Annotated in this window: 20 protein-coding genes and 1 pseudogene; 9 read left to right on the top strand and 12 right to left on the bottom strand. The window is 34.2% G+C overall.

What is annotated here, in order from left to right:
* Position 1: 1 nt before the first annotated feature.
* Both ACP6PL_RS09870 and ACP6PL_RS09865 read left to right on the top strand, forming a co-directional pair.
* Positions 2–1,210, top strand: coding sequence for a glycosyltransferase family 4 protein (locus ACP6PL_RS09870; protein WP_426545027.1), 1,209 nt, complete (start codon positions 2–4; stop codon positions 1,208–1,210).
* Positions 1,210–2,832 carry a hypothetical protein gene (locus tag ACP6PL_RS09865; protein WP_426545025.1) on the top strand — a complete coding sequence of 541 codons (1,623 nt, stop codon included), beginning with the start codon at positions 1,210–1,212 and terminating at the stop codon, positions 2,830–2,832. Before ACP6PL_RS09870 ends, ACP6PL_RS09865 begins: the two co-directional genes overlap by 1 nt.
* A gap of 247 nt (positions 2,833–3,079) precedes the next feature.
* Here the strand turns inward: ACP6PL_RS09865 and ACP6PL_RS09860 are convergent, their stop codons facing one another.
* The 3 genes from ACP6PL_RS09860 to ACP6PL_RS09850 are packed head-to-tail and all read right to left on the bottom strand — an operon-like array spanning position 3,080 to position 3,700.
* Complete coding sequence (locus ACP6PL_RS09860) at positions 3,080–3,292, bottom strand: pentapeptide repeat-containing protein (RefSeq protein WP_426545090.1); 213 nt, start codon at positions 3,290–3,292, stop codon at positions 3,080–3,082.
* An 18-nt stretch (positions 3,293–3,310) separates the two neighbouring features.
* Positions 3,311–3,493, bottom strand: coding sequence for a pentapeptide repeat-containing protein (locus ACP6PL_RS09855; protein ID WP_426545088.1), 183 nt, complete (start codon positions 3,491–3,493; stop codon positions 3,311–3,313).
* 42 nt (positions 3,494–3,535) lie between these two features.
* Entirely contained in the window at positions 3,536–3,700 is a 165-nt protein-coding gene (locus ACP6PL_RS09850; protein WP_426545086.1) for a pentapeptide repeat-containing protein, read from the bottom strand.
* A gap of 55 nt (positions 3,701–3,755) precedes the next feature.
* Here ACP6PL_RS09850 and ACP6PL_RS09845 point away from each other — a divergent pair, with 55 nt between their 5' ends.
* Complete coding sequence (locus ACP6PL_RS09845; protein ID WP_426545023.1) at positions 3,756–4,544, top strand: ion transporter; 789 nt, start codon at positions 3,756–3,758, stop codon at positions 4,542–4,544.
* 573 nt (positions 4,545–5,117) lie between these two features.
* Here ACP6PL_RS09845 and ACP6PL_RS09840 read toward each other — a convergent pair.
* A complete protein-coding gene (locus tag ACP6PL_RS09840) occupies positions 5,118–7,403 on the bottom strand; it encodes a transglutaminase TgpA family protein (protein WP_426545021.1) in 2,286 nt (761 codons plus the stop codon).
* A 1-nt stretch (position 7,404) separates the two neighbouring features.
* On the opposite strand from ACP6PL_RS09840, the gene ACP6PL_RS09835 reads away from it, so the two are divergent.
* On the top strand, positions 7,405–7,566 hold the full coding sequence (locus ACP6PL_RS09835) for a hypothetical protein (RefSeq protein WP_426545019.1): 162 nt from the start codon (positions 7,405–7,407) through the stop codon (positions 7,564–7,566).
* A gap of 85 nt (positions 7,567–7,651) precedes the next feature.
* Here ACP6PL_RS09835 and ACP6PL_RS09830 read toward each other — a convergent pair whose 3' ends face one another.
* Together ACP6PL_RS09830 and hetZ are read right to left on the bottom strand one after the other, a co-directional pair.
* A complete protein-coding gene (locus tag ACP6PL_RS09830) occupies positions 7,652–8,686 on the bottom strand; it encodes a hypothetical protein (RefSeq protein ID WP_426545017.1) in 1,035 nt (344 codons plus the stop codon).
* Positions 8,676–9,839, bottom strand: coding sequence for a heterocyst differentiation protein HetZ (hetZ, locus tag ACP6PL_RS09825; RefSeq protein WP_426545084.1), 1,164 nt, complete (start codon positions 9,837–9,839; stop codon positions 8,676–8,678). Before hetZ ends, ACP6PL_RS09830 begins: the two co-directional genes overlap by 11 nt.
* A gap of 95 nt (positions 9,840–9,934) precedes the next feature.
* Between hetZ and ACP6PL_RS09820 the strand changes: the two genes are divergently transcribed.
* Positions 9,935–10,414, top strand: a complete 480-nt coding sequence (locus ACP6PL_RS09820) for a hypothetical protein (RefSeq protein WP_426545015.1) — start codon at positions 9,935–9,937, stop codon at positions 10,412–10,414.
* Between the two features lie 236 nt (positions 10,415–10,650).
* Here the strand turns inward: ACP6PL_RS09820 and sds are convergent, their stop codons facing one another.
* Positions 10,651–11,622 carry a solanesyl diphosphate synthase gene (gene sds / locus ACP6PL_RS09815; RefSeq protein ID WP_426545013.1) on the bottom strand — a complete coding sequence of 324 codons (972 nt, stop codon included), beginning with the start codon at positions 11,620–11,622 and terminating at the stop codon, positions 10,651–10,653.
* Between the two features lie 1,326 nt (positions 11,623–12,948).
* Here sds and ACP6PL_RS09810 point away from each other — a divergent pair.
* A complete protein-coding gene (locus ACP6PL_RS09810; protein ID WP_426545009.1) occupies positions 12,949–13,107 on the top strand; it encodes a hypothetical protein in 159 nt (52 codons plus the stop codon).
* Between the two features lie 315 nt (positions 13,108–13,422).
* On the opposite strand, the gene murI is transcribed toward ACP6PL_RS09810, so the two are convergent.
* The 5 genes and pseudogenes from murI to ACP6PL_RS09785 form a co-directional block, all read right to left on the bottom strand.
* Positions 13,423–14,250 carry a glutamate racemase gene (murI, locus tag ACP6PL_RS09805; RefSeq protein WP_426545004.1) on the bottom strand — a complete coding sequence of 276 codons (828 nt, stop codon included), beginning with the start codon at positions 14,248–14,250 and terminating at the stop codon, positions 13,423–13,425.
* A gap of 547 nt (positions 14,251–14,797) precedes the next feature.
* Positions 14,798–15,367 (bottom strand): peroxiredoxin, encoded by a 570-nt coding sequence (locus tag ACP6PL_RS09800; protein WP_426545002.1) that lies wholly within the window; start codon positions 15,365–15,367, stop codon positions 14,798–14,800.
* Positions 15,368–16,000: 633 nt separating this feature from the next.
* Complete coding sequence (locus tag ACP6PL_RS09795) at positions 16,001–16,615, bottom strand: nucleoside triphosphate pyrophosphatase (protein WP_426545000.1); 615 nt, start codon at positions 16,613–16,615, stop codon at positions 16,001–16,003.
* 329 nt (positions 16,616–16,944) lie between these two features.
* The gene (gene psbP, locus ACP6PL_RS09790; protein WP_426544998.1) at positions 16,945–17,487 is read right to left on the bottom strand and encodes a photosystem II reaction center PsbP; all 543 of its coding nucleotides are present in this window, start codon (positions 17,485–17,487) and stop codon (positions 16,945–16,947) included.
* A 654-nt stretch (positions 17,488–18,141) separates the two neighbouring features.
* A pseudogene (locus ACP6PL_RS09785) lies at positions 18,142–18,294 on the bottom strand (IS630 family transposase); the annotation flags it as partial.
* 316 nt (positions 18,295–18,610) lie between these two features.
* On the opposite strand from ACP6PL_RS09785, the gene ruvA reads away from it, so the two are divergent.
* The 3 genes from ruvA (at position 18,611) to ACP6PL_RS09770 (ending at position 20,239) form a co-directional block, all read left to right on the top strand.
* Positions 18,611–19,246 carry a Holliday junction branch migration protein RuvA gene (ruvA, locus tag ACP6PL_RS09780; protein ID WP_426544996.1) on the top strand — a complete coding sequence of 212 codons (636 nt, stop codon included), beginning with the start codon at positions 18,611–18,613 and terminating at the stop codon, positions 19,244–19,246.
* A 91-nt stretch (positions 19,247–19,337) separates the two neighbouring features.
* A complete protein-coding gene (gene rpsO, locus ACP6PL_RS09775) occupies positions 19,338–19,607 on the top strand; it encodes a 30S ribosomal protein S15 (RefSeq protein ID WP_426544994.1) in 270 nt (89 codons plus the stop codon).
* Positions 19,608–19,744: 137 nt separating this feature from the next.
* Complete coding sequence (locus ACP6PL_RS09770; RefSeq protein ID WP_426544992.1) at positions 19,745–20,239, top strand: PAM68 family protein; 495 nt, start codon at positions 19,745–19,747, stop codon at positions 20,237–20,239.
* Positions 20,240–20,774 lie beyond the last annotated feature (535 nt).

Genomic DNA, 20,774 nt, shown 5'->3' with positions numbered 1-20,774 from the left:
TATGAAAATCTTAATGCTTTCCTCTACTTTTCCTTATCCTCCCAGTCGAGGTGGCACCCAAGTTAGAACGTTTAATTTACTCAAATATTTGAGTCAGAAGCACTCTGTTACCTTAGTAACACAACGTTCTCCAGATGTCAATGATTCGGAAATAGATTCATTGCGGTCTTATGTCGAAGAATTGGCCATATTTCCCCGCCCCCAAGAATCTAATCAAGGAACTTTAGCAAAACTAAGACGTTTTAGTAATTTCATAATAGAAGGTACTCCACCGAGCGTTCTATCTATCTATTCGCCAGAAATGCAAAAATGGGTAGATGAGTTTGTGGCAGCAGGTAAATGTGAGGCTATTACTTGCGAACATTGTGTTAATGAAATTTATATTCGCCCTCAATGGCAAGACAAACTTAAAACTCTAGTTAATGTCCACAGTTCAGTTTATGGCACTTGTCGCCAACAGTTGGAAACTGGCACAGCAGAAAAACCTTTGCGAGATAGATTTAATCTTCCCCTACTCCTGCGTTATGAAAAGCGGTATTGCTCAAAATTTTCCTGTATAGTCGCTACAACTGAGGAAGATGGGAAACAACTACAGGAATTTAACCCCAATAGTCAAATTTCTGTGATTCCGAATGGGGTAGATTTTAGTCAGTTTCCTTATCGTAGTGCTGACCCAGGAGGAAAGCAATTAATTTTTGTGGGAGCTATGGATAATTTTCCTAATATTGATGCGGTTCGCTTTTTGACTTTGGAAATATTGCCCAGGATACAAGAACGTTATCCTGATACAACTTTAGCATTGGTGGGGGCAAGACCAGTACCAGAAGTACAGGAACTTTCAACTCGCCCAGGAGTAAAAGTTACAGGTCGCGTACCTTCAATGGCAGAATATTTACATCAAGCTACAGTTTGTGTAATTCCTATGCGTACTGGTTTTGGCATTAAAAATAAAACTTTAGAAGCAATGGCTGCGGGTACGCCTGTTGTGGCCAGCGACCGTGGTTTGGAAGGATTAGCAGTTGATGGTATAAATACACCACTCAAAGCATTAAGAGCAAATCAAGTAGGAGAATATGTAGAGGCTATCAGTCGGTTATTTGAGGATGAGGAGTTGAGACATAAGTTGTCAGAAAACGGGCGATCGCTTATAGAAACCGAGTATACTTGGGAAGTTCAAGGTCACCGCTATGAACAGGTATTACTAGGATAATGAAAAAAAAGACTTACAATTCTAAAGCTAGTTACAGTCAAAAGAAATCTCCTAAAGCTGTTAAAACAGTTGAGAAACCTTATTATCCTAGAGCGAGAAAAACTCCACAAATTAGCCGAATTACTTCTACTGCAAAATCTAGGAGACGCCGGAGACGACCATCTCAGTCTCAAAAACTTTCGTTGAAATTGCTATCCTTACCTTGGCGGAAATGGATGATTGAATGGATAGGAATCTCCCTATTATTTGGTAGCTCTAGTTTAATGGCAGTGGGAGCATGGCTCAGTGTGAAGTTAATTTCTGATCCAAATGCTATAGTCTCATTCAATCAAATATTACCACAGTGGACTCAATTCTATATTTCTGGCAATAAATCTCTAAAAACCCTGGAGCAAATTAAATCTAGTATTAAAGAGGAAGGGTTTAGCGCTGGAAAGACTTTTCCTCTTCCCAAGACAACAAAAGATTCTGGTTCTGATATATTAATGCCAGTAATGAAGCAAATTGAATCTAGAGCATCCTTGCCATGTGAAACTCCCTGTCGGAAAGTAGTAGAATTGCGGGTCTATCAATCAGTTTTATCTGTTAATCAACGAGAAGGCAGTAAACCATATTTTCGATTAGTTAATACTTTACCACTTCAGGGTCTGGCTGAATCTTTTGTCATTGCATCTACTATTGAGTCTGCTTCTGCTCCTCAAGGTTCAAATCAACCTTTACCTATAACAACAGTACGTCAGTTTCAAGGCAAAGTTCCCGGAGGAGGAGTTTGGTTTACTGTCAGTGGTCAGAGGTTACAAGATAACAAAGCTATTCCTTATGGGCAAATTGTTAATTATAATCCCAGTAAAAATTATTTGAGTTCCATGTTGGAATGGAAAAGTGCTGCTGGTCAAGCTCCGATTTGGCAAGAAATGAGTGGGGGAGGAGATCCGGAGTTGGTGGTTGAACAAACTGTGGGATTAGATCCTGATTTTGATATTTATTCAATTCAGCCAAGAAAGTTTATACTTAATCCTATTGAATTAGAAAAAATTTCCCTTGATGAAACTCCTATTGGGGATGGATATTATAAGGATGCTCTGAGGTTAGCTCGTAATGGTTTATGGTCTCCTGCTTTTACTTTAATTCAACCTTTGCGAGAAAATTTCATAGATAAATCTCAATGGTCTGAAAAAGCACAAGCTCAATTCGATCTAATTAAGTTTCATGCCAAGATTACAGAAGCTCAGGCGATCGCTTCCTGGGCAAGTCCAAGTCAAAAAGTTTTAGCTGGTTTAATAGATGGTCGTTGGCAAGAAAGTCTAAATGTATTTGAAAATAATTTGAGCAGTACTTATGATATTGCTAAATTGTTGCAAAATGATACTGGTCGTCTGCGCAAAAGGGTTGATGCTGCTTTAAGAGTAGATCGAGATGAACTTAATGCCATAGCTTGGGGTACTTTAATTGTTGCAAGTCAAAAAGGGCGAAGAGGAGGAATGTCGTGGTTGAATAGACAATCTCAGACTAGTGAGGAGGCAAAGGAAAAGATTAGGAAATTATTGGATCGACTAGATGCTGCTTTTGCGGAAAAAGAGAATATACGGGAACAGAAAATTCAGCGAGGAGGAGTGTTGTGAGAGAAGTCAGGAGTCAGGAATTAGTAGGCACTAAGTTAAATTCTTGCTGTGACTATTGCAAGACTAACAGATTTTTTAGTTGGGTTTCCTTAACATTAACCCAAGCTAATTTTATATTATATCATGTTTGGATAATTAGTTATAATAAACCTGATTCATTCTAAATTTACTCTTTCCCTCCTGACTCCTGACTCCTGACTCCTGACTCTTTCAATCATGATTTATAAATATTCAACCGAACATGATATTATTCGTGAACTGAACCGTTTTGCATTATTGCGCCTGTGAGTTTTGTATTATTCCAGAATGCTAAACTAGGTGAAGCATTAGTTAAATTGGCTTCGGATAAGTCTGTTTGATATGGTATTACAGATCGTAAATCTGCCGAAATTAAATCCGCTCCTCTGAGATTTGCATTATCGAGTTGTGCGTGACGAATATCGGCTTTTGTTAAGTCTATTGTTATTACTGAAACTCTTTATAAGCCAGCATATTTTAAACTTGCTCCACTTAAGTTTGCGTGTTTTATATCAGAACCTTCTAGTTTTACTCCATCTAAATTTGCTTCTCTTAAATCTGCCCAACTTAGCTTTACTGAACTCAAATGAGCACCAGCTAAATTTACTCCTTGTAATGATACATTAGGAGCAAGAAAATAAATACCTAATTTAGTATAATCAAACTCGTTAGAAAAACTATTAACTTAGCTACAAATTGCTTGATTCATCGTCACCATTTGTAGGTTTGCTCCTGCAAAATTTGCATTTAATAAATTAGCTCTACTTAAATCTGCATTAGTAAAATTAGCACCCTTCAAGTTGAATCCAATCAAATTTGCTTTTGTGAGATTTGCACTATTTTGCAGTATAGATTTAGTAAAATCTAACTAACACCTACAAAAAAAATTAATCTATCAAAAATTTATGAAATCAATTTTACCTGCACCAACTAAAAAAAATATATCATTTTATTTAGAAGATATAGAAAATCCTATTGGTAAAGCTTTTAATTTAATTATCATATTTTTAATTTTACTCTCTTCAGCTATTTTTGTTGCCAAAACTTATTCAATATCAGATAAATTTCTCCTCAGGTTAGAGCTAATAAATGATATAATTTTAGTATTTTTTGCTGTTGAATATTTGCTTAGATTTTGGTGTGCAAAGCAAAAAATAAAGTTTATCTTTAGCTTTTTTTCTCTGATTGATTTATTTGCTATTTTGCCAATATTTACAGATGTTTTAAACATTAGTTTTATTAGAATTATTAGATGCTTCCTGATTCTGAAACTAATTCGATTCTTGAAGTTCAAAATCTATATCTTTAATATTACTACAGAAGATGGTAGAATTTTTGCGAGAATATTATTTACTTTATTTACAATTATTTTTATCTTTTCTGGCTTAATTTATCAAGTAGAACATCGTGTGAATCCTGAATCATTTAAAACTTTTTTAGATGCTGTATATTTTTCGGTTGTCACAATGACAACTGTGGGATTTGGCGATGTAATTCCTATTTCAGAAAAAGGTCGTTTATTAACTGTTTTGATGATATTAACAGGTATTAGTTTAATTCCTTCCCAACTTGGAGATTTAATTAAACAACTTATCAAAACAGCAAATAAGCAAGAAAAAGTCTGTAGTAATTGTGGTTTTTATTACCATGATATCGATGCTAAATTCTGTAAAATTTGTGGTACGGAATTATAGCGCTATGTGTAACTCAGAAGTCAGAAGTCAGAAGTAATCTCTGACTTAGTTTGAAAATTTACCAATTTCCTAAGCTATGCTTCGACTGCTATACCCCTTGTCTAATAACATTTCTAACTTTTCTACATTTTATTGAGCTGGGGAGTAGGGGAGTGGGAGAGAATTAAGAATTAATAATTAAGAATTTAGAATTACCTCTCTTTGAAAAGAAGAGGATTGACGAACAGGAAAATTTTTATTTATTATCCCCTATCCAAGGGGAGGCTTTAAACCACAATATTTCGGTAAAAATATGAATAATTAAGACTAACTGAGTAATAATTATCAAAAAGGTTATTTGGCGCGCATTAATTACTTAATAATTGAAGTTTGATCTAAGCATAGCATTACTTTTGGTAATTAGTATAAGTAAAAAATTGCACAGTTTAGTTGTGCTTTAAAATCAAAAAGAGACATATACAGAAGATTCTAAGTATAGTGCTACGGATTTAGGACATGGAAATTGGTAAATCCTATTTACAGAGCATTTCCGCACCGAAAACTCAGTCAGAGATTACTTTTAACTTTTGACTTTTAACTTTTGACTTTTAACTTTCTGATACTTCGCTTCAAACTGCGTAGTAAATTTTTTAATCTAGTTAAATTAACTTCCTGACTACCATAACGCCATCCAACATAAGCTCTCGAAATTTCTTCTATTATTTCTGCTTCATTGATAGAGTTATATTTTTGAATAGCTTTAGTATATTCAAAAGGCGTCTGAAAACCACGTTTAACTAATCCCTTACTCGCCATTAAATTCAGCATTTGTTGATAAATACTTTCGACCGGAGATAACCTTGCTAACCAGCGATCATAACGCCATTTTCGCCAAAATGTATACAATAACCAACCCAAGAAACTTAAAGCAGTAGCTAAAATTAGACCCGAAAATATGCCTTGCCAACCTTGGGAAAATAGAGCAAAAAACCAACCAAGAATTCCCAATATCCAACGGAATATTCCACCAATAAATCTCTCTAGAAAACCTGTTACGGGAGAAGGCAACCAACCAGCTACCCACTTCCAAAAAGTCATTAACGCAGTAAAAGTTTGATTTTTTTCAATCGAAGGGGGAGTTAAAGGCATTCCTGGAATAGGATTAAAAGCAAACCATCCATACCCAGGAAAATATACCTCGGTCATCATATAAGCATCTGTATTTTTTACCACATATAAACCAGTAAAAGGATTAAATTCTCCAGGAGCATAACCACCAACTAATCTAGCAGGAATTCCAATAGAACGTAACATTATTGTCAAAACAGTGGAAAAATGATCGCCATAACCACCAGTAATTTTCTCCTCTTCCTGACTATTTTGATAACCAAATAAAAATGCTGAAACTAAATCTTCACCTTCTGCTAAAAATGGTGGAGTTTTCTGTAGTTTATAATTTGGGTTTTGCTTGAGGTATTGAGATAAATAAAGTGCTTTTTCGTAGGGGGAAGTAATAGGTTGATTTTCTTTAGCAACTTTATTTTTATTGGCTAAAATTTCTTCAGTTTTTTGTCTTACTTTTTCCGCTATTTCAGGAGGAATTTGTAAATAATATTGACTAATACTTTCTGGGTAATTTTCTCCCGCCTGACTCAAAATACTGCGATTTCGATAAGGAACATCAGAAATTACTGTGTAGGTTAAACCCTCTCGAAGCTCAAGAGGAGAACGTAAATTTCCATCAGGGTCAATTGCTATTTTTTCAGTGGGAAAATATACTTCTCTAGCTTGATACAAAGCTGGAATTAAATTTGGTAACTGAGAAACTACTGTATAACTTTGAATAACTTCTTTAGTTTCATTTGCGTAATTATTTCTCCGCCAATTTACATAAAATTGATAAGACCAACGAGGACGATTTAAAGTAAAAGTATTATCATTCCGAGAAATTTCCCAACCTTCACCAGTATATTTATCAAAAGCCAAAACTCGCCAAAATCCTTCAGCTTGTGACCTAACTCGCATCACAACTTGAGGCTCTAATTGCCCACGCAAATTTTGATTAATTTTAGTATTAAATCCATAATAATAAGTAGCATCTAAAGTTCCTGGACCTGATTCTTGATTAGTTCCATTACTATTTCCAGAACCATCTCCATCTTCCCTACCTCGACCAATATAACCAGGATTTGTAATTGTCCGCCCGTCAAAATTTTCTAAATCAAAATTAATCGGAGCACTCACAGGAAAAGTTCGTAATTGATATCCAGGCAACCTCGGTAAAAAAGCAAAAATTACCATACCCAAACCAATAATTACTAACAATAATATTGTTAATCGCTTGGGAGATAAAGTAGCTTTTAATAGAGATATTTTTTGTCGCTGCTGTTGCTTAGGAAACCCCGATCTATTACCAGAAAATCTTGACTGCAAACCCAACCTAGAACGATAATCTAAAATAAGGCAAGGAATAGCAAGTATAATAAACACCAGCAATACCGGTCCATAAGTTAAGGTCTGACTAATAGTACCTGCAACCCCCAATAAAATTAACCCTATAACCATCGAATAACCCAAGTCTTTCCGCCGAGGCAAATCAAAACTATGCAAGACTTGAAGTTGAATCAATAATTCAGCCAATACCAGTCGTGTATCATTCAACTCACCAACTAACCTACTCAAAAAAGCAGCCAAAGCTAACAACATTCCAATCGCCAAGCAAAATTTAGCTGGTACATTCCTTTTGTAGCGATTGTACCAACTCCAAATTGCTCCTATAATACTTAGTGGTGCTGCCCAAAAAGTTAAAGGGAGTTCATCTGTTGCTACCCCGGCAGCTACATCAACTGCTATAATTCCTACTATTACCAATGCCTGCACTATGACTCGTAATAGAATAGAATCTTCAGGAACAGGTTTAGGCGCTGCTTCTATTTTTCTCCACAGAGGTCCTAATATAGGTAGATTTCGCACTGCCCGGGCAGAAGAAGAATTAGGCATAATTTTATTGGTAGATGCTGAAGGAATGTTGATTTTGCAGTAATTTCTGCTTAATATTTTTTCAGCATAGGCACACTATAGTTCTTTTAGCTGTTTGTCACCAGAATTTTTTAGCTCTAATTTAGCCATTAAAGGTCTTGAAGACAAACAGCAAATTTTAAAGGTTCGTCCCAATTTAACAATTTAATAGTTAGCTCATATTTTTGATCAGGTTGTGGAGCAAATAACTCTAGCCATAGACTCCCAGCATCGGAACGTTGAGCAGTTGTTTGAGCTTCTCTACCTTGCAATTTTAGAGTTGCTCCTACAGGAAGTTGACCCTTAATTCTCAAAGATGCAGAAGACCTATCTTCAGGAATAGAGTATTCAGCTTCAATATTAATCCAACCTACAGCAGTTTCCCATTGTCTTTTTACCACCGACTGGTTCAAATGGCAGGTTAAAGTTAAAGATGATAAAATTTCTTCAGCAGCCATTAAAGACAATAACATTTGTTGGTTAGGAGTTGCACTATTATAAGTGATGACTGGATCGGACAATACTTCGGGGTTGCGAGATGGGCCTGCTAGCACGAAACCAGCTAGATTATTTAGGGATTGAGATTGGCCAGGGAACAAATTATCTACAGCTTTGACTAATCTACTACCAGGTAGTAAATCGGATTGCACTATCTCTTGGCAAGACTGCAAGATTTGAGCAAATACACTATCTGTTAGGGGGATAGATAGGTTTCTCCACCTGATATTTTTCATCTGTGATGCCCACAGAGAAATTTGGGAAACCCAATCTTGAGTTTCAACGTCTGGATAATAAGTATTGTATCCAGCTTCTTCCCAAGGAAATAGTGGAGGTTTAGCTTCAATCTCAGCTTTCAGGCGTTTTTGTAACAATGACTCGAAACGATTATACACAGTTGGTAATTCTCCCAGTGTCATCGGTGGACTTTCGTTGTAGTCAGGAAAGTCAATTTCTTCTGAATCAAGTGGATCTAGTTCTTCCCACTCTTCGTACATCCTGATTTTTGCTTCCATATTCTCTCCCTCAATAGCCTTTTGACTTTCCTCTACTGCTAATATTTCTGTAGAACTTGGCTTTGATAATAGCCAATCAAAGAAATTTTTCTCGAAAGTTTCCACCTGTTTATTCGTTTCGTTATTCATCACTTGATGACCCTGCTCCGGAACCTGAACGATTTCGTAATTCCCAGGCAAGTTCTAGTAATTTATACCACTTTTTCTTAACCTGGTTGACTTTACGACCTAAAGTTTTGGCAATCGCTTCATCAGAAATACCTTGTTGCTTTAACTTTAGCAAATTCTTTTGTTCTGGATCAATTTGCTGATGCAAAGCTTCCCACTCTGTAGGAGTTAAGCCTAAATTTTGCTCTAAGTCTGCTTCTAACCATTGATGAACCAGTTCCCACCGATGTCCCATGGCAAATTTGAGCAAATGGTACTTAAAGCGCTGCTGTAAATAATCTCTTTCTCGGGGAGTGAGACCTAAGATAGATTCTATTTCCCCAGTTGATAAGTCTTGTAAACGCAATGCAAAGTAATCTGCACAGTCTTGCTGTTGACGTTCCTCCAGATAGGCCATTAGTTCTTCAATCACAACCTGACGTAGAGAACCAATATCATTCCCTGGATCTTGTGCAACCATTGCTTCTCGCACTTGCTGGATAGATCCATCATTCCAAGTTTTATCTGAGTCAGTAGTTGTTCCCTCTGCTGCTTGGTCAATATCTACAGATGTTTCCTTTGGTTGTTGTTGGGAAAATGTTTGTGCCCGTAGAATAATCAATTGTTGACTCCGACCACCAGACAAAGGTATACGTCTTTTGCCATAACGCTCTGTAAAGGCCATATACTCTGCCAGTTCTAACAAAGTACGGGGACTATAAGTTGACGGAAGTTCGGCTTCTCGTCGAAAAGCATTTAAAGTTTCCAGATAAAATTGTTGTAAAAAATCTTCTATCAGATTTAATCTGGCCTGATAACTTGATTGTATTTGTGGAGGAGTGATATATCTATAAACAATAGCACTAAGGGTGCTATGTAATTCTACTCTTCCTTCTTGAGAACGAAGCTGGTAATAATGTATACATCGTCTTAAGCGATGTAGAGCTAAATTCTTAGCCCATTTACCTACTTCTCCTGAAGCTTGAATTCTTTTACTTTCTGTACAAATTCTATCTACTTCCTGTCTAATACGCTCTGCCACTTCTAGGCAATTTTGCCTTGAGGCACGAGTAGACTGCTGAAATTCATCTAGGAGTAGCTGTAAGATTTCTTCGCCAACTTGGCAGATTTCCCCCATCATTGTATTAATAATTAACTACTAATAAACTTTATAAATCATCATCAATACACCCTATTTTTTAGATATTCCGAAAACATGAAAAAGATTAAATTATGGACTTAGATCAACAAATCCAAACACTTATTAAAAACGCACCCCAAGATGGTAATACACCACAAATTGTGGAGGCAATTACACCTGCTTTAAAACTGTTAGCTGAACAACTACAACATCTGCAATACTATATCTTACAAACTTACACGCAAAATTGGGTTTTGACTACTTTAGGTCATCGCAGTCAATCTGAACTAGAAAAACGTGTTATTTATGCTTTTCCAACACTAAAAGATGCCTCATCATCTATTTCTGAAGATAATGTTGTCGCTACACCTATGCCAGTTATTCATATACTTTTTCAAATGATAGCAATTCAACCTTTAGATAGTCTTGTATTCTTTGAAAAACCAGGTGATCTGACAAAAGCTACAGAAGTTAAGAGAGAGGATGTCCAAAAACTGATAAGTGTATATCTCAGACAGTATCAGGCATCCTCTAGTTCCAACTCTAGCAAAATTCCTCCAGATCTTGCTTAAGATATTGAGATATTGTTGAACTCTTGATTTTATATTATTAAAAATTCAACTACTTCAAGCAAATCCATCAAAATCTAATTGGGAACTATCGTTTAAAACAGGATCAAAATCAACCCTAGTTAGTATCAAAATAGATATTGTTTGTTAGCTATACACCAATCAATCGTATTTCTTGATTCTTCATTTTGTTGTTAGTATTCATTCATTGTTACTAAATTATTGGAAAATACTAAAAGCTAATACAGCCTACTTAAAACATAGTCAGTAAGATTAATCAAAGCTTGACGAGAATCACAATCGGGTAAAGATTGTAAATGTTCAACAGCCATCTTCGCGTATTTAGTTGCCAACTCTTGAGACCTTTTAATACCCTCGCTATCTTTAATCAATTGAATGGCCTCTTCTAAATCGCCATCTTGGGCTAATTCTCTTTCGAGGAGTTTTTCTAAGCCCGGCTTTTCTTCAAAAGCATATAATGCAGGCGCTGTCAAGTTGCCACTTTTGAGGTCTGAACAAGCTGGTTTTCCTAGAGATTGTGTGGCGCTGGTGAAGTCTAGTATATCGTCCACTATCTGAAATGCTAGACCTAGATATCTACCGTAATAGTACATATCCTGAGCTAGTTCTGGGGATACACCACTAATAATAGCTGCAGCTTTGGAACTATTAGCAATTAGAGAAGCTGTCTTGTAATAACTCTTTTCTAGATAAGCTTCTATAGATAAATCGATGTCAAATCTATGTAGTCCTTGCTGAATTTCTCCTTCCGCAAGATCCATAATTACTTCTGAAAGTAGTTTCACAACTTCTAGATTATCTAGATTGGCCAAGTACCAAGATGATTGAGCAAATAGGAAATCTCCAGCTAGTACTGCAACACGGTTAGTAAATAAACTGTGAACGGTAGGGACGCCTCGACGAATTTCTGATTCGTCTACTATATCATCGTGAACTAAGCTAGCAGTGTGGATCATTTCTGTAATTTCTGCTAGACGACGATGTCTAGAAGTAATTTCCTGATCTAGCATTGTAGTCCGTGAAATTAATAGGACAATAGCTGGTCTGACCCGCTTTCCCTTGACACGGAATAGGTGTTCTGCAGCCGCGTATAGTATGGGGTGACGGGCACCTACCAATTGTTTTAAGTTATCTGTTAGCAGCTGTAGGTCTGCTTCTACTGGAGAGAATAAGAGAGTGGAAGTAGTCATTTCAGTTATTAGTTATCAGTTATCAGTTAGCCTCCTGCGGAGGAACTTCGTTTTTCATGTCGCGGAGCGAGACAGTACCTCTGGCTGAAGTCAGAGACTTGAAATACTGAAGTTTAATTTTTTTCGTCCCCTTACCCTTAAAAGGGGAGGCTTGAGACCTTATTTTTTTGTCATAGATTAGACACTAAAGCTACAAGTTAACAAAATTTTACATATTATATTCTTATTCTAAGCTAACCATCCTTGATATAGGAAAAGTTAGAAATCTTGATGACAAAACAAAATTAATTTTTCAAAAAATAGGCAGAAATATAAATCAATGCCAGTATTATGAGTAAATTGTATCTAATTGTTAAGTAACCTGGCAAATCCTCTGTACAAAGAGAATTAATTGTGTTATTGTAATTTTATTAACTTTAGTAAGTGTAATAATTCAAGAGATAAAAAGATACTGATTGAATCTTGAATTAGAAGAGTCAATACCTGCTCAAGTTCTCAATAATGAAAATTTAGCAATTATTGGGACGAGTATTTAAGAACCTAAAAAGTGGAATACATACAATTTAGTCATTACGTTTATTCGATAACAATGTGTGGCCGAAAGCTTTTGCTAATTAAGATTGTATGAATCAGTTATTAGGTGTATGATAATCACAAAATAAGTTAAAAACTGCATAGTATGAGCGAGATATATTTGCAGATAAAGGAATTGCAGTAGTTAAGTTAACTTACCTTCCCAAAGCCTAGGGGTTATTAGGTAAAAAAACTTACTCCCAGGCTGATATATTTTAGATAAAAATCTAATCAACACAAGGAAGATAGTTACTATAAATCGCTATTAAAATTGATAGTATTTAATCATCTTAATCATCAATTTATCTTAAAATACCTAATTTTTTTAAGTATTTTTCTGGCAAAAAGGTAATATCTATTTATGCACAATCTACCTATTTTAAGGTGATGATTACGACAAATGTTGCGCTTTAAAAGTATTCATTGTTATCAGCAGTAGTCGGTAATTACTAATAAATTAAAGTTAAACCTAAATTTTCCAGATATTGATTTAGAGAATACCTAGGTAGAGGGGAACTCAGCAAAAGTTCATATATTTGAACTTGCAAAAATTAAAATATCTACAAACGCATTTATATTTAATGCCAAACTCTATAAAGATGAGAGTTGAAAAATTTATCAATAAATTTATTTGACTCTAAAAATAAAACAGAGATAACTTTTGTATTTAGAATTAATTTAATTAATATCTAATACAAGTTAGCTTAGTTACTTATTAATTCATGAAAACGCTCCTCACAACTTGGTTAAACTATGAACTACAATCATATTCCTGTTATTATTCCCATTCTAGCAACTGCTTATGTATTTACCGTCTATTTGCTCTTAGCATTAGCCCAACGAGGTGCAAAAATCACAAGAAATAAGACCTGGCAACAAGGTGTTGCGGACTCTAGCACTAATTTACATTAGTAAAATACAGCAGCTCTAGCTAGGAATTCTTAGATTTGAGTGAGGTACTAAAGTTATAGGTCTCAGGGAAGACTTTAACACAAAAGAATAAAAACAAATGTGCCTCACTAACTTGATAAATGCCATCTTCTATAAATATAGATTAATAAATAATTTATCAATTATCAACTTATCTACTGTAATTAGATCAAAACAAAGAAGTTAAAAGAATTAATTATTGCCATAATTTTTTTCTGATACTTCTTGGATTTAATTTGTTACCATGATTGCTATAAAATCCAATAAAGTAAATTAGGAAATTTAGTAGATTATATTCTAGATAGAAATAGGTTGGTCTAGAATAGGTGGCAAAGAAATTGCTTGTACAACTGGTCTATAACCCAACCACTGTAATGATAAATCAGCAAATTTTTGAGGAGAAGCAGTAACTACAAATTTTGTTGGTTTTAATGTCTTATAGTTTTGCAAATTCAGAGTTTCCAACTCTCTAGCAGCTACTTCAACTAAATAAACTGCAGGGTCTACAAAATTCACGGAGGTAGGTAATAATAACTGCAATATTGGTTCTAAATAAGGATAGTGAGTACAACCATAAACTAATGTATCAATTTGTTGTTGTATTAAAGGCATTAAATATTCTTCTGCTATCTGATATGTGTAGGGGTCATGTAGTTGATTTTGTTCTATTAATGGTACAAAATAGGGACAACCAACTTGCCAAACTTGAACAGAATCATCTGCCTCTAAAATAGCATGACGATAGGCATTACTAGCAGCAGTTGCAGGTGTAGCAATAACACCTATTCTTTTTCCTTTCTCCACTGCAGCATTAGCTCCAGGTACAATCAACCCTAGAATAGGAATATCAAATTTAGATTTGACTTTTTCCAAAGCTAAAGCTGAACTAGTATTGCAAGCCATCAATATCATTTTCACCCCACTTTTAACTAGCCACCCAATAATTTCATCTACAAATTGTAAAATCTCTTCAGTCGTTCTTGTACCATAAGGTAATCTTGCTGTATCGCCAAAGTAAAGAATAGATTCGTTGGGTAGCTGTCTATATAACTCTCTTAAAACAGTTAAACCGCCTATCCCACTGTCAAAAATTCCTATTCTTTTTTGTCTAGTTTCAATAGTCATTCTTTAAGTGTTCAAATAAACAAACTATCATTCAATTCCTGAGTTGATAATATGTGTTGTAGTAAATTTTGTTAATTAAGTTTAAGTTATCTATATTTTTCGATAGGGAAAAATTCTATGATTATTGATTAACTGAAGCGGATAAAATATGAGTGGTAAAAAGAATTTAGCAATCAATTAATAATTATTAATTATGGTTTAAAGTCTCTATTTTTAATCCTAAAAAACGAAAATTTATTTATTTTTAGTAGTCCCTATTCTTTTTAATAAGACGTAAGTAACTAAGCATAATTAATTACACATCCTGCCAATTTTTTCTTTTCTTTTGCTTCTTATATGAGTGCCTTACTTAATTAGGAGATTTATTTTGTGTGACTACTTATTAATTTTGGAAAGTATAGCTGCTAACTGAGATAGATTAACACTATATATAGCAATTTGAAAAGATTGTAGCCTGGTAAAGGACTTATAGTTCACAGAATCAAATCTAACTAATTGCTATATACAGCGTTTTATCTTTTTATTTAATTAATATGAGAAACTCATACTAGCCTACAAACTCTAATCTAGCTGGCTTTTCTGTTGGTGCTTCTGTACCTTTGAGGTAGGCTAATACTGTATCTGCATCAGATACCTCAAATGGATCTTCGCCATAGTTGTCACTAAAACCTGGTTCAACAAACATCTTTTCAATTTTGCAGTCATTGACAACCATTGCATAGCGCCAAGAACGCATACCAAAACCAATATTAGACTTATCTACTAACATTCCCATTTTGCGAGAGAACTCTCCACTACCATCTGGTAGTAAGAATACATTTTTAGAACCTTGCTGTTTACCCCATTGGAACATCACAAAAGCATCGTTTACTGATAGACAGATAATTTGATCTATTCCTTGTGCTTTGAATTCATCATATAGTTCTTCATAGCGAGGTAGGTGAGTAGATGAGCAGGTTGGTGTAAAAGCACCAGGTAAAGCAAATAATACTACACGTTTACCACCAAATATTTCTTGGGTAGTTTTGTCTTGCCACTTGAAAGGGTTTGGCCCGGGAACAGACTCATCACGGACACGGGTTTTGAATACTACGTCAGGAACTTGTTCAATAGCCATAACTTACCTCTGGATAATTTAGTAGATTAGGATTTCAATTTGTATCAGCTTTTACTGATTTATATCAGAATTATTCTGATTTAAGAATATGTCAATTTTAAGAATATGTCAATGTTGTTGAACAAAAAATTTTATTTTTGAGATTTTCTTGTGAAAGTTTTCTTATAATAAGGTATAGTTATCTTTTTACTTATATACTTTAGGTTGACATTTATTAGGTTGTATAGTAATGCTATGTACTTTTTGATATTTGAAGAAGAGAATTAGGAATAAGTTGTTTCAAAGCAATCGACTCCCTAGTTCACAACTTATAACTTATCTCCTACTCATATCACATTCTGGTAATTAGTTACTTGACGGTTTATAAATCAGGAGTCAGTTAGAGGAGTTTAATTATAGAATATAGTTTTTATATAAATAATGTATAACTATATTTTATATTAATTTATATAATTTAGGTAAGATATCAGATATTAAATAAAATTTTTGCTCAATAAGAGAATAGGGAATTAGCAGTAATATTGTATTTTTTGGAAAAAAGATTGTTACAAATCATCTTGGTTCTAAAGAAGCAAGAGCAAAGAACTAAGAAGAAATAAATCTTGAAGAAAAAAAGTCTATATTTTGTTTATTTTACCAGAAGTTACTAACTTGATATCCTAAATTATTCAGCATAACTCTTAACAATGGTAGACTTAAACCGATCACATTAGTATGACAACCTTCTATCTTTTCAATAAACAAACCACCTTTCCCTTCTATAGCAAAACAACCAGCACATTTTAAAGGTTCTCCAGTAGAAACATAAGCTTCTATTTCTTGGTCATTAACAGGAGCAAAATGAACTTTTGTCATCCGACAAAGTACGAGAGTTTTATTTTTAGCTAAATCAATTAAAGCATGACCTGTATACAATTCACCAACTTGACCACGCATTTTTTGCCAACGAGCAATCGCTTCTTTAGTATTCGCAGGTTTACCATGAATTTCGTCTTCAATAACTAATACTGAATCACATCCTAAAATTAAATTTGATTCTGTTTCAGATAAGTTTTCTTTGATTATAGACTTGGCTATTGTTTCTGCTTTAGCTTGGGCTAATGTTTCTACTAATTTTCCAGGTTCTGTTAATTTAACTGTGGATTCATCGAAGTTACTAGGCATAACTATAGGATTAATACCAACAGTTTCTAACAAGCGAAGTCTTGCTGATGAAGATGAGGCTAATATGAAGGTCGGAATTTCCATATTTTCAAGCACACAAGCATAAAATATTCAAAAAAAAATTTGATAATTTGTCAGGACTACAGCCTATATTTATTAGGAATTTAGAATTCAGAATTTAGAATTTAGAATTTAGAATGCAGAATTCAGAATTAATTGTTTAACTCTAAATTTTTTAATTTGGGAATTTTTAAATTGATCGTTTTATGAATTCAAAATTAAGAATTGAAAACTTGAGCTATTCATTAATTCATTAATTTAATAATTTTGCATTCTAAATTCAAAAAAGATTCATGAATTCCTTAATTTAATAATTCTAAATTCTAAACTCTAAATTCTACATTCATAAAAAGCTAATATACAGAGAAAGAGTTAATAACTTGCTTAAACTTATCATCCACTTTTTGCCAACGTGCTTCAGTAGCAGAAATATTAATCGTAAAAAGCTTACCTCGACTAACTGCCACACTTGCTAAATTATGACGCTTTCTCCCATCAGCAAGTTTAACGGCATATTCCAATTGATAATATGTTTTAGCCTTATACTCTCGTGCTTCTGCATTGACTAATTCTGCTTCTCGACCTGAGTCTTTTGGTGCAATTGCATTTTTACTAAGTTTATATCCTACTTCAGTAGGAGTACCCAAGTCGGTCAACGTTTTTTCTTGAACCACGGGACTAATAACAACGCTAACATTTTCGGTAGCCTCAACTAAGTCATGGAATACTACATCCGGGCCATCAGAAACTTTGACTTGGAGCCAACCATTAGGATAAAGGAACTCATAACCATCGGTCGTATCCACAAAGCTTTGGAGTCCACCGCCTACAGAAACACAACCTGTTAATGTAAGAGCGATCGCTACTAAACATAAGGCCACAATTTTTTTTAACATTTTCTCTAATCTAGACTCTACATAGCTGGAGTGGGGTTGAGTTAAAGTTAAATCCTGCTCCTATTACTCCAGTAAATTTATTCTCTCATTAAATCTTGATTAATTTAACTACTTGTTCAATTTAATTAATTTCAACAATAGATTTTTTTCAACAAAGAACTAAAATAATTCAGACTTAAGGTTTTATTTTTTACAGATAGGGTTGTTTTTTCAGAAGATACAAAATTCTATATTTGTATAGAAATATCTATTTAATTTTATATAGTATTTTTCACAAGTTTAGATTATTTAGTAATCCCCGCATTGGTTGTGGCAAAATTTCATACTGAAAAAGTTGGGGAAATTGAATATTTGACCAGAACGCAAACAACTTAAATAGCAACTTAAATATTTTAAAATAACTGTAAAGATGATAAAATTATCTGATGATTTTTTTTGGTTTTTAAGCAAATATATTCAATAGTTTTTTGCTCTGAGGTATTCGGGGGAAATTTTATACAATCTACCAACCATTACATTCTAATAAATCTTGGTTAATTGTCATCAAATATTTCCTATAGTCATTTCAAATAAGGATAAAACAGTTTTTTGGCTGAAACCCTTTCAAGGAAAGAAACACTCGTCCCAGTCTTATTCAGAATGACTATAAGTAAAGTAGCCTTTTCTTCCTTTATATTGAAGCCTTAAACTTTCTACACCTTCAAAAAGCGATTGGTTTTTCCATTGACTGATAAAACTGTGGTAAACTTCTAATAATTCTTTGACTTCATAATAAAAAATCCCCAAAACAATCATTTTTATTGCTAAGTAAATTTGAATTCATAGGGAATTTCAACCCCTCATAAATTATCTATAACTTTCCGTTTTCGGGAATTTTAACCCTAGGTTCTAAAAGCTTATTTATAGAAGCTGATAGCTAGACTTAATTCATCAAAAAACTAAAAGCTAATTCCTCATAGCTGAATGCTTACTTACCAGCAACTTTGCTAGAGTTGGATTTTATATTTATAAATATTATTTGTTGGAATGAATCCTCTGTATTTGGTGATTTATGCAAATTACGTTTGTTAATTGTTCAGCAGTTGTTAATATGTAATTTTGAAATAATTTTGAAATAATTTGAATGATTAACTACCTGAAAGGAAAAGTGGCTGATGTTCACAAAGGCAGTGGTATGCGTGTGACTCTAATTTTAGAGGTTAATCAAATAGGTTATGAGCTACAAATTCTGCCTAGGTTGACTCAAAGTCTACAACCAGGAGAAGACGTCCAAGTTTTTACCCACCAACAAGTACGAGAAGACCAAATGGTGTTGTACGGTTTTGGTACTTCTGCAGAAAGAGATTTATTTCGTCAGTTGGTAAGTGTCAGTGGTATTGGGGCACAATTAGCGATCGCTCTATTAGATACTCTAGAATTACCTGACTTAGTTCAAGCTATTGTGGGGGGAAATACTCGTGTATTAGCTAAGACCCCAGGGGTAGGAGCAAAAACCGCAGAACGTATTGCTTTAGAATTGAAAAATAAATTGGCCGAGTGGCGACAAGATGCTGGTTTAACTACATCAGTGCCAGTGGGAGTTATGCCTGCTATTCAAGAGGAGGTAGAAATGACTTTGTTGGCTTTGGGATATACGGGTCAAGAGGTAATACAGGCATTGCAAGCTGTTAGTAAAGATGATAATATGTCCAAAAATACAAATGCAGAAGATTGGATTAGGGAAGCTATTAGTTGGTTGAGCCGTTCTACTCAACTGTAAAGGATTTCTATCGGTATTTCTTAGAACAAAGATATATGATACTATAAGTGATTGTGGTAATTTTTGGAAAGATTAGTAGAAATTAAACATAATGGTTCTCAAACAACAACGGAAACAAGAAATTATGAGTGAGTATCAAACTCATGAAACAGATACAGGTTCAGCAGATGTTCAAGTAGCTATGCTGACTGAAAGAATTAGCAAATTAAGCGCTCATTTAAAAAATAATAAGCAAGATTATTCATCCCAAAGAGGTCTCTTAAAGATGATTGGTAGACGTAAGCGCTTATTGGCATACATCCAAAAACAAAGCCAAGAACGTTATAAAACATTGATTGGTCGCCTTGGTATTAGAGGTTAAAAACTAACCAGAAAATAAGGTCTCAAACCTCCCCTTTTGAAAGGGATAAAAAAAATTCAATTCAGTATTTCAATCCCGATGCAACAACTGCAAGGAACTGATAACTGATAACTGATAACTGATAACTGAAATGACTTATGTCTCCAGAATCATCACGCCAACCTTTACCTTTTGAACCTGCTAAAAGCCGGAAAAAGCAAGGTAAAAAATCATCTTCTTCACCTAAAATTAAGGGGACAGAAGAATCAAGCGATCCTAATGTAAATCAGTCGAAAAAAATTAGTAATCAGAAAGGCAAAAAAGTTAGAGGAGAAAATTCTATTCCTGAAGTAGTTAGTAGGCGGATGATTAGCCGTATGGTTTTGTTATCTGGTACACCTCTACTGTTTTCTTTATTAACTTTTGTTTTTAGCTACTTTATCATTATAAATGATATTTTTATACTACCAAATCAAGCAGTTTTGCTAGTTAGTGTGGGCTTTTTTGGTTTAAGTGTTATTGGTTTAAGTTATGGTCTTTTTTCTGCTTCTTGGGATGAAGATAAAAAAGGTAGCATATTAGGCTGGCAAGAAGTAAAAATTAACTTTCAACGGATGAAAGAAGCTTGGAAAGAAGCTAAATCAAAAAGCTAATTTCATAAGCATTTGCTAGGGTATGCTGCGCGACATGAATGCGCAGCGTTTTCCTAAGGAAAATGAACAACGAAGTTGTATGGTAGTCAAACAACTATTAGTAGTTAGCTTATCCTGTCGAATGCTATGCAAGGAGCTTTTTAATAAATTAGGTAAGCATTAGTTTAACTTCTACTACATTTTTCATTAGAGAAGAGAATTGAAGTATAAATAGCGATAATTTTGAGCTTTCAACCCATATATTATATTGTGTGGCGTAAAATATATATGTAGTTGGATAGACTGCTAAAGTTAAGTGATAAGGTTCTAGCAATGTATAATTGATAATTAGTTAATTCGGTTGAAAATATTCTATTTCAAGAGAAAAGTGCTAGGAGATTTACCATAAATCAATCTGATGTTTTTAACCATAGTTCAATAATTGATAATTACCTCTCCCTAAAAGGAAGAGGATTGACGCGGTAGGGAAAATTTTTTATTGTCAGGACTTACGCAAAGACACTATATATAGCGTATACTAAATAGAGCGATGTAG

The organism is Dapis purpurea BLCC-M126 (assembly GCF_050015975.1).
Taxonomy (GTDB): Bacteria; Cyanobacteriota; Cyanobacteriia; order Cyanobacteriales; family Microcoleaceae; genus Trichodesmium.
This window is presented reverse-complemented; position numbering and strand designations above follow the sequence as displayed.

Coding starts and splice junctions, on each gene's coding strand:
- ACP6PL_RS09870 (WP_426545027.1), top strand. CDS start 2: ATGAAAATCTTAATGCTTTCCTCTACTTTTCCTTATCCTCCCAGTCGA.
- ACP6PL_RS09865 (WP_426545025.1), top strand. CDS start 1,210: ATGAAAAAAAAGACTTACAATTCTAAAGCTAGTTACAGTCAAAAGAAA.
- ACP6PL_RS09845 (WP_426545023.1), top strand. CDS start 3,756: ATGAAATCAATTTTACCTGCACCAACTAAAAAAAATATATCATTTTAT.
- ACP6PL_RS09835 (WP_426545019.1), top strand. CDS start 7,405: ATGACTCGTAATAGAATAGAATCTTCAGGAACAGGTTTAGGCGCTGCT.
- hetZ (WP_426545084.1), bottom strand. CDS start 9,839: ATGGGGGAAATCTGCCAAGTTGGCGAAGAAATCTTACAGCTACTCCTA.
- ACP6PL_RS09820 (WP_426545015.1), top strand. CDS start 9,935: ATGGACTTAGATCAACAAATCCAAACACTTATTAAAAACGCACCCCAA.
- sds (WP_426545013.1), bottom strand. CDS start 11,622: ATGACTACTTCCACTCTCTTATTCTCTCCAGTAGAAGCAGACCTACAG.
- ACP6PL_RS09810 (WP_426545009.1), top strand. CDS start 12,949: ATGAACTACAATCATATTCCTGTTATTATTCCCATTCTAGCAACTGCT.
- murI (WP_426545004.1), bottom strand. CDS start 14,250: ATGACTATTGAAACTAGACAAAAAAGAATAGGAATTTTTGACAGTGGG.
- ACP6PL_RS09800 (WP_426545002.1), bottom strand. CDS start 15,367: ATGGCTATTGAACAAGTTCCTGACGTAGTATTCAAAACCCGTGTCCGT.
- ACP6PL_RS09795 (WP_426545000.1), bottom strand. CDS start 16,615: ATGGAAATTCCGACCTTCATATTAGCCTCATCTTCATCAGCAAGACTT.
- psbP (WP_426544998.1), bottom strand. CDS start 17,487: ATGTTAAAAAAAATTGTGGCCTTATGTTTAGTAGCGATCGCTCTTACA.
- ruvA (WP_426544996.1), top strand. CDS start 18,611: ATGATTAACTACCTGAAAGGAAAAGTGGCTGATGTTCACAAAGGCAGT.
- rpsO (WP_426544994.1), top strand. CDS start 19,338: ATGGTTCTCAAACAACAACGGAAACAAGAAATTATGAGTGAGTATCAA.
- ACP6PL_RS09770 (WP_426544992.1), top strand. CDS start 19,745: ATGTCTCCAGAATCATCACGCCAACCTTTACCTTTTGAACCTGCTAAA.